The 10,994-nt window shown below is 70.6% G+C and carries 12 protein-coding genes and 1 pseudogene; 7 read left to right on the top strand and 6 right to left on the bottom strand.

The annotated features are described in order from the left end of the window. The first annotated feature begins 242 nt into the window (after positions 1 to 242). The 3 genes from RBJ77_RS07850 (at position 243) to RBJ77_RS07840 (ending at position 3,297) form a co-directional block, all read left to right on the top strand. Complete coding sequence (locus RBJ77_RS07850) at positions 243 to 1,016, top strand: chorismate synthase (protein ID WP_372344275.1); 774 nt, start codon at positions 243 to 245, stop codon at positions 1,014 to 1,016. Then, positions 1,013 to 2,122 (top strand): o-succinylbenzoate synthase, encoded by a 1,110-nt coding sequence (gene menC / locus RBJ77_RS07845; protein WP_372344274.1) that lies wholly within the window; start codon positions 1,013 to 1,015, stop codon positions 2,120 to 2,122. The genes RBJ77_RS07850 and menC overlap by 4 nt, the downstream gene beginning before the upstream one ends. A 383-nt stretch (positions 2,123 to 2,505) precedes the next feature. Beyond that, on the top strand, positions 2,506 to 3,297 hold the full coding sequence (locus tag RBJ77_RS07840; RefSeq protein WP_372344273.1) for a S16 family serine protease: 792 nt from the start codon (positions 2,506 to 2,508) through the stop codon (positions 3,295 to 3,297). A gap of 12 nt (positions 3,298 to 3,309) precedes the next feature. Here the strand turns inward: RBJ77_RS07840 and RBJ77_RS07835 are convergent, their stop codons facing one another. From RBJ77_RS07835 to RBJ77_RS07815, 5 genes are all read right to left on the bottom strand, one after another. Further along, positions 3,310 to 4,284: a glycine betaine ABC transporter substrate-binding protein gene (locus RBJ77_RS07835; RefSeq protein WP_372344272.1), complete on the bottom strand. Its 975-nt coding sequence runs from the start codon at positions 4,282 to 4,284 to the stop codon at positions 3,310 to 3,312. Beyond that, a complete protein-coding gene (locus RBJ77_RS07830; RefSeq protein WP_372344271.1) occupies positions 4,281 to 5,144 on the bottom strand; it encodes an ABC transporter permease in 864 nt (287 codons plus the stop codon). Before RBJ77_RS07830 ends, RBJ77_RS07835 begins: the two co-directional genes overlap by 4 nt. After that, positions 5,141 to 6,400, bottom strand: coding sequence for a betaine/proline/choline family ABC transporter ATP-binding protein (locus RBJ77_RS07825; RefSeq protein ID WP_372344270.1), 1,260 nt, complete (start codon positions 6,398 to 6,400; stop codon positions 5,141 to 5,143). Before RBJ77_RS07825 ends, RBJ77_RS07830 begins: the two co-directional genes overlap by 4 nt. Continuing rightward, positions 6,393 to 7,040, bottom strand: coding sequence for an ABC transporter permease (locus tag RBJ77_RS07820; protein WP_255981508.1), 648 nt, complete (start codon positions 7,038 to 7,040; stop codon positions 6,393 to 6,395). Before RBJ77_RS07820 ends, RBJ77_RS07825 begins: the two co-directional genes overlap by 8 nt. A gap of 67 nt (positions 7,041 to 7,107) precedes the next feature. After that, positions 7,108 to 7,578: an Lrp/AsnC family transcriptional regulator gene (locus tag RBJ77_RS07815; RefSeq protein WP_255981526.1), complete on the bottom strand. Its 471-nt coding sequence runs from the start codon at positions 7,576 to 7,578 to the stop codon at positions 7,108 to 7,110. A gap of 122 nt (positions 7,579 to 7,700) precedes the next feature. On the opposite strand from RBJ77_RS07815, the gene hppD reads away from it, so the two are divergent. From hppD to nthA, 4 genes are read left to right on the top strand one after another with little or no spacing between them, the layout of a single operon-like run. After that, positions 7,701 to 8,858, top strand: a complete 1,158-nt coding sequence (hppD, locus tag RBJ77_RS07810; RefSeq protein WP_372344269.1) for a 4-hydroxyphenylpyruvate dioxygenase — start codon at positions 7,701 to 7,703, stop codon at positions 8,856 to 8,858. Between the two features lie 22 nt (positions 8,859 to 8,880). Next, complete coding sequence (locus RBJ77_RS07805; RefSeq protein WP_255981512.1) at positions 8,881 to 9,165, top strand: SH3-like domain-containing protein; 285 nt, start codon at positions 8,881 to 8,883, stop codon at positions 9,163 to 9,165. Continuing rightward, on the top strand, positions 9,158 to 9,451 hold the full coding sequence (locus tag RBJ77_RS07800; protein ID WP_255981514.1) for an SH3-like domain-containing protein: 294 nt from the start codon (positions 9,158 to 9,160) through the stop codon (positions 9,449 to 9,451). Before RBJ77_RS07805 ends, RBJ77_RS07800 begins: the two co-directional genes overlap by 8 nt. After that, positions 9,441 to 10,028, top strand: a complete 588-nt coding sequence (gene nthA, locus RBJ77_RS07795; protein ID WP_372344268.1) for a nitrile hydratase subunit alpha — start codon at positions 9,441 to 9,443, stop codon at positions 10,026 to 10,028. Before RBJ77_RS07800 ends, nthA begins: the two co-directional genes overlap by 11 nt. Positions 10,029 to 10,390: 362 nt before the next feature. Here the strand turns inward: nthA and RBJ77_RS07790 are convergent. After that, positions 10,391 to 10,994 (bottom strand): annotated as a pseudogene (locus tag RBJ77_RS07790) (hypothetical protein); the annotation flags it as partial.

Genomic DNA, 10,994 nt, shown 5'->3' with positions numbered 1-10,994 from the left:
GGCAGCGGCGCGCCGGCGTCGTGGAGCAGCACCTCGCCGACCATCGCGCCGAGCCCGGCGGGCGCGGTGACGGCCCGCACGGACGAGCCCCCGAGCACGTCGAGCAGATCACTGAGGGTGGGGGTGTCCATCGGGAACCTTTCGCTACGGCGCAGCTCTTTTGGCCGATCGCACCACGACCCTAGGCACCTGTTGTCCCGCAGGACAACCTTTCCGGCGTCCGTCCCGCCGAGACTCGGACCATGACGACAACCGGTGTCACCGTCCGCACCCTTCACGAGGTGCCCCGCATCGCCGCCGTGGCCGACTTCTTCAGCGACGTGTGGCAGACCCCGCGCGCCACCCCGCCCTACCCGGCCGAGGTGCTGCACAGCCTGGTGCACGCGGGCGGCGCCGTGCACGCCGCCTACACCGCGGCGGGGGACCTGTGCGGTGCGGCCGTGGCGGTGTTCGGGGAGCCGGCGGCCCGGGACGTGTACTCGTTCGTGGCGGCCGCCCGCACCAGCGACCGGGGCGTGGGTGTCGCGGTGAAGCAGGCGCAGCGGGAGTGGGCGCTGGCGCGCGGGGCGCGCACCATGCGCTGGACGTTCGACCCGCTGGTGGCCCGCAACGCCCGTTTCAACCTGGTCAAGCTGGGCGCCGCGGGCACCGAGTACCTCGTCGACTTCTACGGTCCGATGGCCGACGGCCTCAACGAAGGCGACGAGTCCGACCGCCTCACCGTCACCTGGGACCTGGCCGCCCCGCGCCCCCCGCAGGAGCCGCCCGCCCCCACCGGCACCGTCCTCGCCACCGCCCCCGACGGCGACCCGCTCGCCCGCACCGACGGCGCCACCGTCTGGTGCCGGGTGCCCGACGACATCGTGAAGCTGCGCGCCGCCGACCCCGCGCTCGCGCTGCGCTGGCGCCGCGCCGTGCGCGACGTGTTCACGGCCGCCTTCGCCGAGGGCCGCACCGCCACCGGTCTGTCCCGGGCCGGCTGGTACACCCTGACCCGGGAGGGGACCCCCGCATGAAGCTCGACCACGTAGAACTGCTGCACGTCGCGATCCCGCTGGTCACCCCGTTCCGCACGTCGTTCGGCACGATGACGACCAAGGACACCTTCCTGCTGCACGTCGTCACCGACGAGGCGGAGGGCTGGTCGGAGTTCGCGGCCGATCCCGAACCGCTGTACTGCTCCGAGTACGTGTCCGGCGCCGAGACCGTGATCCGCGACTTCCTGCTGCCGCGCGTCGCCGCCCTGCCCGAGCTGACGACGGCCGCGCTCGGCCCCGCCATGGCGAAGATCAAGGGGCACGAGCTGGCGAAGGCGGCCCTGGAGACGGCGGTCCTCGACGCGGAGCTGCGCGCCCACGACATGTCCCTCGCCACGTACCTCGGCTCGGTCCACGACCGGGTGCCCGCGGGCGTCTCCGTCGGCATCAAGGAGTCCGTGCCCGAGCTCCTCGACGACGTCGAGCGCTATCTCGCCGAGGGCTACGTCCGGATCAAACTGAAGATCGAGCCGGGCTGGGACGTGGCGCCCGTACGGGCCGTGCGCGAGCGCTTCGGCGACGAACTGCCGCTCCAGGTCGACGCCAACACGGCGTACACCCTCGCCGACGCGGAGCACCTGCGGCGGCTGGACGAGTTCGGGCTGCTGCTCGTCGAGGAGCCGCTGGAGGAGAACAACCTGCACGCGCACGCGCTGCTCCAGCGCCGCATCTCCACGCCCGTCTGTCTCGACGAGTCCCTCCACAACGCCCGGGACACCGCCTCCGCCATCGCGATGGACGCCTGCCGCGTCGTCAACATCAAGCCCGCGCGGGTCGGTGGGTACCTGGAGGCGCGGCGGGTGCACGACGTGGCCGCGGCGCACGGGGTGGCGGCGTGGTGCGGGGGGATGCTGGAGACCGGGATCGGGCGGGCGCCGAACCTGGCGCTCGCCGCGTTGCCCGGGTGTACGTTGCCCGGCGACACGTCTGCTTCCAGCCGGTATTTCGCGGAGGACGTGACGGAGCCGTTCGTCCTGGCGGACGGGCATCTGGTGGTGCCGCGGGGCCCGGGAATCGGGGTCACCCCCCTCCCGGACCCACTGCACCGCTTCACGACGTCCCGCCGTGACCTGCTCCGTCCGTAGCCGGCTGCGGGCCGGCGGGGGTTGCTCGCGCAGTTCCCCGCGCCCCTGAAACCCCCAATCTCGGCTGCGGGCCGGCGGGGGCTGGCCGCGCAGTTCCCCGCGCCCCTGAAAACCCGACTTCGACCGTCGGCCGGTGGGGCTTCTCGCGCAGTTCCCCGCGCCCCTGGAGATGCGCACTTCGTGCGGCATCTCCGGGCCGGGGAAGGCTGCGCGCAGCGCATGCCTTCAGGGGCGCGGGGAACTGCGCGAGCAACCCCCACCGGCCCGCAGGTCGTGGTCCGGCAGACGCAGTCGGTCTTCAGGGGCGCGGGGAACTGCGCGAGAAGGCCCGCGCAGCCGCACCCGCCCGCACCCCGGCGGGGCGAAACGTTAGAGTCGGGGCCGTGCTCAACCGCCTCAGCCGCCCCGCTGCCCTCACCCTGTGCGCGCTCCCGGTCATCGCGCTGCTCGCGGTCGCCGGATTCGCCCCGCTGCCCTTCTCCGTGGCACAGCCGGGCCCGACCACGAACGTGCTGGGCAAGGACGGGGGCAAACCCGTCATCGAGATCACCGGCGCCCCCACCCGCGACACCAGCGGAGCGCTCCGCGCGGTGACGATCGTGGCGACCGGTCCCGACGCCTCCGTCCACCTCGGCGACGTGGTCGACGGCTGGTTCCGGGAGGACCGGGCCGTCATGCCGCGCGACTCCGTGTACCCGTCGGGCGGCTCCACCAAGGAGATCGAGAAGCACAACCAGCAGGAGATGAAGGGTTCGCAGGACGCCGCCACCGAGGCCGCCCTGGCGTACCTGGGCGACGACTCGGGCAAGGTGAAGGTCACCCTTCAGCTCGGGGACGTCGGCGGTCCCAGCGCCGGCCTGCTGTTCTCGCTCGGCATCATCGACATGCTCGACGGCGACGGCAGCGGCGGCGACCTCACCGGCGGGAAGTCGATCGCCGGCACGGGCACCATCGACGACGACGGCAAGGTCGGCGCGGTCGGCGGCGTGTCCCTGAAGGTGCAGGCCGCGCACCGCGACGGCGCCACCGTCTTCCTCGTACCGAAGGCGGAGTGCGCGGACGCGAAGGCGTCGGCGCCGGATTCGATGCGGCTGATCCCGGCGACCACGCTCAAGGCCACGGTGACCGCGCTGACGAACCTGGAGAAGGGCTCGGGCGCCGTCCCGAAGTGCTGACCCGCCGCGGGCTCACTCCTTGACGAAGCCCTCCTTCACGAGCCAGTCCTTCGCGACGTCGTGCGGGTCCTGCCCGTCGACGTCCACCTTGGCGTTGAGCTCCTGGGCGACGGTGTTGTCCAGCTTCTTCGTGATCGGCTCGATGACCTCGGCCATCTTCGGATACTTGTCCAGCGCCTTGGTGTTGATCGAGGGCGCCGCGTTGTAGTTCGGGAAGAACTTCTTGTCGTCCTCCATCACGTGGAGGTTCATCGCCTTGATCCGGCCGTCGGTCGTGTAGACCTCGCCGAACGTGCAACTGCCCTTGGCCGCCTGGGTGTAGATGATGCCGCTGTCCATCTGCGTGATGTTCCCGGCGGGCAGCTTCATCCCGTACGCCTTCTCCATGCCGGGCAGCCCGTCCGCGCGGTTGGCGAACTCGCTCTCCACGCACAGGGTGACCGCGCCCGGGTTCGACTTGGCCAGCGCGGCGACGTCGGAGAGCGTCCTGGTGCCGTACTTCTTGAAGTTGGCCTCGTTCATGGCGAGCGCGTACGTGTTGTTGAGCGCGGCCTGCGGCAGCCACGTGATGCCGTTCTTCTTGTCGGCGTCGCGCACCGCCTCCCACTGCTTCTGCGGGTCCGGGATCGGATCGGAGTTGCCGAGGTAGGTGATCCAGGCCGTGCCCGTGTACTCGTACATGGCGTCGGCGTCACCGGACTTGATGGCCTCACGGGCGCCGATGGAGCCCTGGATGCCGGTCCGGTCGAGGACGTCCGCGCCGGCCGCCTTGAACGCGATGCCCATGATCGCGCCGAGGATCAGCTGCTCGGTGAACTCCTTCGACGTGACGGTGATGTTCGCGCCGTCCAGGGGCTCGCCCTTGCCGACCGAACCCGGCTGCACGTCGTCCACCAGCGGGCTGCCGCTCGTCAGACCGCACCCGGCGAGGGCGAGCAGGGCCAGCGCGCTGCCGGCCGCCGTCGCCACACGTACGCGGTACCTCATGAGCGCACCTCCAGCCCGCGCGGCCGCAACAGGAGCTCGGCCAGCGACGCCAGCCAGTCCACGAGCAGCGCGAGCGCGATCGTCAGGATCGAGCCGAGCATCAGCACCGGCATGCGCTGGTTGGTGATCCCGGTGGTGATCAGGACGCCGAGCCCGCCACCGCCGCCGAACGTGGCGAGGGTGGCCGTACCGACGTTGAGGACGAGCGCGGTGCGCACGCCGGCGAGGATCAGCGGGACGGCGAGGGGGAGTTCGACCTTGGTGAGCACGCCCACCGGCGACATGCCGATGCCGCGCGCGGCCTCCAGGAGCGTGGGGTCGTTGGCCTTCAGACCCGCGATCGTGTTGGAGAGGACCGGCAGGATCGCGTAGATGATGATGCCGATCAGGGCGGTCTTCTCGCCGATGCCGAGCCAGATGACGAGCAGCGCCAGCAGGCCGATCGCCGGGGTCGCCTGACCCATGTTGGCGAGCATCAGGGCGAACGGGGTGGCCTTGCGGAACATCTTGCGCGTCAGCAGGATGCCCAGCGGGATCGCGATGATCAGCACGAAGAACGTGGAGATCACGGTCAGGCTGATGTGCTGGCGCAGCGCCTTCCACACCTGGCCGCCCGACAGCGCGTTCTCGGAGATCGAGTCGAGGTCGGCGTTGCGGAACCACAGCCAGGTGATCAGCAGGACCACCACGAGGACCGCCGGCAGGAACGTCAGCTTCTGCCAGGTGATGCGCCGCGGCTCCCGGTCCGGCGACGACGGCGGCGTCGTCTCCTGCTCGCCCTCGCCCTCGTCGCGGAACGCGAGGCCCTTGACCTCGTGCTCCCCGTCGGGGCGTGCGCTCTTCTTGGCAGGGCTGTTCACGCCTTCGCCTCTCCGTCGGCGGCCTGGGAGCCCTCCTGCTCCTGCTGCGTCTGCAGGGACCGCTGCTCCTCCAGCTCGTGCTGGTGCTCGACGGCCTCCAGCCGGTCCGCCTCCAGGAGTTCGTGCACGGAGTTCATCAGCGTCTCCATGTCGACGACGCCCTCGTACTCGCCGCGCCGCCCGGTCACCGCGACCCGGCCCGCGTTGTCGGTGAGCACCGCCTCCAGGGCGTCGCGCAGGGTGGCGTCCCAGGTCACGGTGTCGTGCACGAGGGTGCCCGCGCGGGCCAGCGAGCCCTTGGCGCGCATCAGGTCGCCGCGGCGCAGCCACTTGTAGGGGCGGCCGCGCTTGTCGAGCAGCAGCAGCTCGTTGGTGCCGGCCGCCCGCAGCTTGTTGAAGATGTCCTGCAGCGGGTCGTCGACCTGCACCGTCGGATAGTCGGTGACCTCGACGTCGCGCACGCGGGTGAGGTTGAGCCGCTTCAGGGCGGCGCCCGCGCCCACGAAGCCGGAGACGAAGTCGTCCGCCGGGTTGGTGAGGATCGCCTCCGGGGTGTCGAACTGCGCGATGTGCGACTTCTCGCGCAGCACGGCGATGCGGTCGCCCAGCTTGATGGCCTCGTCGAAGTCGTGCGTGACGAAGACGATCGTCTTGTGCAGCTCGTGCTGGAGCCGGATCAGCTCGTCCTGGAGGTGGTCGCGGGTGATCGGGTCGACCGCGCCGAACGGCTCGTCCATCAGGAGAACGGGCGGGTCGGCGGCCAACGCCCGTGCCACGCCGACGCGTTGCTGCTGGCCGCCGGAGAGCTGGCGCGGATAGCGGCCGTGGAACTCGCCCGGGTCGAGGCCGACCAGGTCGAGCATCTCCTCGACCCGGGACTTGATCTTCGACTTGGACCAGCCGACCATCTTCGGCACCAGCGCGATGTTCTGCGCGACCGTCATGTGCGGGAAGAGGCCGGAGGACTGGATCGCGTAGCCGACCTTGCGGCGCAGCTTCACCGGGTCCATGTCGGTGACGTCCTCGCCGCCGATCCGGATCCGGCCGCCGGTCGGCTCGATCAGCCGGTTGATCATCTTCAGCGTCGTCGACTTACCGCAGCCCGACGGGCCGACGAAGATGATGAGTTCGCCCGCCTTGATCTCCATGTTGACGCTGTCCACGGCCGGGTCGGCCGAGCCCGGGTAGCGCTTGCTGAGGTTCTCCAGCTCGATGCTGGCCCCGGACGCCTGCGTCTCGGTTGCGGATTCAGACACGGATCCCCCTCGGGATGGTCAGGCGTCCGACGAGGACGTACGCGGCGTCGAAGAGCAGGGCGAGGACGATGATGCCGAGGGTGCCGGCGAGCACCTGGTTGAGCGCGTTGGCGCTGCCCAGCGAGGCGATGCCGCGGAAGATCTCGTTGCCGAGGCCGGGGCCCGAGGCGTACGCGGCGATGGCGGCGATGCCCATCAGCATCTGGGTGGAGACCCGGATGCCGGTGAGGATCGGCGGCCAGGCGAGCGGCAGCTCCACCTTGAACAGCCGGGCCGCGCGCGACATCCCGATGCCCTTCGCCGCGTCGATCAGCGAGGGGTCGACGCCGCGCAGGCCCACGATCGCGTTGCGCACGATCGGCAGCAGCCCGTACAGGGTCAGGGAGATGACGGTCGGCGCGACACCGAGCCCGACGATCGGGATGAGCAGACCGATCATGGCGAGCGACGGGATGGTCAGGATGGTGGAGGTCGCCGTCGTCGCGAGGTTGCCCGCCCAGTCGCTGCGGTACGTGACCACGGCGATGACGATCCCGATGAGGGTGGCGACGACCATGCACTGGAAGACCGCGCTGGCGTGCTGGTAGGCGTCGGCGAGCAGCTGCTGGTGCCGGTTGACCAGGTAGTCCCAGAAGTTCATCGGCCACCCCAACCGCAGTCCCGGAAGTCCATCGCGCCTCGCTGCCGGGCGGTGCTCCGCTGGGCCGTCAGGAATCTCCCGACGCCTGCTCCACCAGCGGAATGATCCGCAGCGGAACGGGATTTTCCATGACGATCGCCGTGGAAGCCCGGACGATGCCATCAAAACCGACAACCAGGTCGATCACACGTTGGAGATCCGCGTTCGAGCGGGCCACGAGCCGGCACAGCATGTCGCCGCTGCCGGTCGTCGTGTGCAGTTCGAGGACCTCGGGCACGGTCGCCAAATGGGCCCTGACGTCGGCACCTTGGCCCTGCCGGATCTGCAGGGTGGCGAACGCGGTGACCGGATAGCCGAGCGCGGCCGGGTCGACCTGCGGGCCGAAGCCGCGGATGACTCCGTTCGAGGTAAGCCGGTCCAGGCGGGCCTGCACGGTGCCGCGCGCGACGCCGAGACGGCGCGACATCTCCAGGACGCCGATCCGCGGCTCCCGCGCGAGCAGCAGGATCAGTCGCCCGTCCAGATGATCGATCGCCATGCACGCCTCCGAGATGGTCATCCTGTACACAGAGCCCGCAGAAACGGACCCGCCACTGGTCAGATTGCCCAGTGAATACGCAAACTATTGCGCACCTTGTGGAACGGCGGGAGCCTCCAGACATGACGCAGACCACACACTCGTCCTCCGCAAGTGCCCCCGACACCGCCCGGCAGGCCGACCCCTTCCCGGTCAAGGGGATGGACGCGGTCGTCTTCGCCGTCGGCAACGCCAAGCAGGCCGCGCACTACTACTCGACGGCCTTCGGCATGAAGCTCGTCGCCTACTCCGGACCGGAGAACGGCAGCCGCGAGACCGCCTCCTACGTCCTCACCAACGGCTCCGCCCGCTTCGTGTTCACCTCCGTCATCAAGGCCTCCACCGACTGGGGCCACTTCCTGGAGGAGCACGTTGCGGCGCACGGCGACGGCGTCGTCGACCTCGCCATCGAGGTCCCGGACGCGCGCGCCGCGTACGCCTACGCCGTCGAGCACGGCGCCCGCGGCGTCCAGGAGCCCTACGAGACGAAGGACGAGCACGGCACCGTCGTGCGCGCCGCCATCGCCACGTACGGCAAGACCCGCCACACCCTCGTCGAGCGCACCGGCTACGACGGCCCCTACCTGCCCGGCTTCGACGCCGCCGACCCGATCGTCGAGCCGCCGGCCAAGCGCACCTTCCAGGCCATCGACCACTGCGTCGGCAACGTCGAACTCGGCAAGATGAACGAGTGGGTGGCCTTCTACAACAAGGTCATGGGCTTCACGAACATGAAGGAGTTCGTGGGCGACGACATCGCGACCGAGTACTCCGCGCTGATGTCGAAGGTGGTCGCGGACGGCACCCTCAAGGTCAAGTTCCCGATCAACGAGCCCGCCATCGCCAAGAAGAAGTCCCAGATCGACGAGTACCTGGAGTTCTACGGCGGCGCCGGTGTCCAGCACATCGCGCTCGCCACGAACGACATCGTCGCGTCGGTACGGGCCATGCGCGCGGCCGGAGTCCAGTTCCTGGACACCCCCGACTCGTACTACGACACCCTCGGCGAGTGGGCGGGCGAGACCCGCGTCCCCGTCGAGACGCTGCGCGAGCTGAAGATCCTCGTCGACCGCGACGAGGACGGCTACCTGCTGCAGATCTTCACCAAGCCGGTCCAGGACAAGCCGACCGTCTTCTTCGAGATGATCGAGCGGCACGGCTCCATGGGCTTCGGAAAGGGCAACTTCAAGGCCCTGTTCGAGGCGATCGAGCGGGAGCAGGAGAAGCGCGGAAATCTCTGATCCGCGCTCCTAAGCTGGCCGCATGGCCAGAATGAACGACGTAGGCGGCATGACCGGGTTCGGCGCCATCGACACCACCGATGACGCCGAACCCTTCCACGCGGACTGGGAGGCGCGTGTCTTCGCGCTCCAGCGCGCGCTGCTCGTGAAGAAGGTCTTCAACCTGGACGAGTTCCGGGACGCGATCGAGACGATGGAGCCCGCCGCATACCTGGCGGCCTCGTACTACGAGCGCTGGTTCCACGCCATCCGCACGCTCCTCGAACGCAAGGGCGTGATCGAGGCGGGGGTGCTCGACCATGCCTGACCGACTCGCGTACGCACCCGGTGACGTGGTCCGCACCTACCGGCACGACCCGCCGCACCACACCCGGCTGCCGCGGTACGCGCGCGGCAAGCTCGGCGTCGTCGTCGAGCCGGAGGGGCGGGCGCCGCTCGCCGACATCCGCTCGCAGGGCCGGGACGACGCGCCGGTCGAGATGGTCTACGCGGTGCGGTTCGCGGCGCGTGATCTGTGGGGCGAGGGCGACCACGACGTCGTCCTCGACCTGTCCGAGAGCTACTTGAGGAAGGCCGACGCCGATGTCCGGTGACCACGACGACGCGGTGATCTCCCGTCAGGTGCGGCTCCTGGAGAGCCTGTTGGAGGAGCGGGGCATCGTCGGCGGCGACACCGTCGACGAGGTCATCGACGGGTTCCTGGCCGGGGCGTCGCCGGTGAACGGGGCGAAGGTGGTCGCCCGCGCCTGGACCGATCCGGCGTTCAAGGAGCGGCTGCTGGCGGACGGGGCGGCCGCGGTCGGTGAACTCGGCTTCGCGGCGGGAGGAGTTCAGCACCAGCGGCTGCGGGTCGCCGAGAACACGGACTCCGTCCACAACGTGATCGTGTGCACGCTCTGCTCCTGCTACCCGCTGCGGCTGCTCGGTCCTTCGCCCGGCTGGTACAAGAGCGAGGCGTACCGGTCGCGGGTCGTGCGGGAGCCGCTGGCGGTTCTCGCGGAGTTCGGGGTGGCGCTGCCGGAGGGTGTGAAGGTCACCGTGTGGGACTCGTCCGCGGAGACGCGCTACATGGTCCTGCCGAGGCGTCCCGCCGGAACGGACGCCCTCTCCGAGCCGGATCTGGCCACCCTGGTCACCCGCAACGGCCTGATCGGAACGGCCCTGGTCTGACGGCCGGCCCCGCCGATCGGGTCCGTCCACCGGGTGCGGGCCGGTGGGGCTTCTCGCGCAGTTCCCCGCGCCCCTGGGCGTCTGCCGGGTGGCGGTGCGTTCTCGAGCGCGGGCTTCGTCGTGGTTGCTCGCGCAGTTCCCCGCGCCCCTGAGATGCGCACCTGCGGTGCGGCATCTCCCCGCCGGGGGAAGGCTGCGCGAAGCGCATGCCTTTCAGGGGCGCGGGGAACTGCGCGAGCAACCACGACGAGGCCCGTAGTCCGCGATGAAAGCCCGACCCGGCAGACGCAGTCGGTGTTTCAGGGGCGCGGGGAACTGCGCGAGACGTCCCACCGGGCCCGCGCCCGCCCGCCGTCGACGAATCAACGGCGCTTCGGCGGGGTCCGCTTGAGTGGTGGGGCCTTCGGTTGTGGGGGCCACATCTGCTCGGGGCCGCCCTCCGGCGGCTCCCCGAGCGCCGCCAACGCCTCCCGCGCAACGGACCCGTACAGCGGAGAGAACGCCGGATTGATCCGCAGCGCCTCCCCGAGGTGCCGCCGCGCGGCCCCGTACAGGCCCAGCTCCCGCTCGACCTCACCCCGGTGGTACATGACCACAGCGGACCGCACCGTACCGCCCTTCTGCCGGTCCGTGGCCCGCCGCAGCAGCCCGATCGCCCCGTCGTCGTCCCCGGCCCGGTGCAACGCCCACCCCAGCGCATCGGCGACCGCCACGCTCGGCGCCCGCCGCCACTCGGCGCGCAGCCGCGCCACCGCCGACTCCGGGTCACCGTGGTCCGCCTCGAACCGGCCCAGCACCAGCGCGTCGTCCACCCCGTGCGCCCCCTGCGCGGCGGCCCGCGCCCGCAGCGCGTCGTACTGGGCGCGCGCGTCCGCGCCGAGCTTCAGGGACTCGTACAACTCGCCCAGTTCCAGGGCGTACTCGGGCGCGGGCCGCGCAGCGAGCGCCTGCCGGTACGCGCGCACC

Source organism: Streptomyces sp. KL116D (genome assembly GCF_030766975.1).
GTDB lineage: Bacteria > Actinomycetota > Actinomycetes > Streptomycetales > Streptomycetaceae > Streptomyces > Streptomyces longispororuber_A.
Note: the sequence above shows the minus strand (reverse complement) of the source record. Positions and strands in the feature narration are given on the sequence as shown.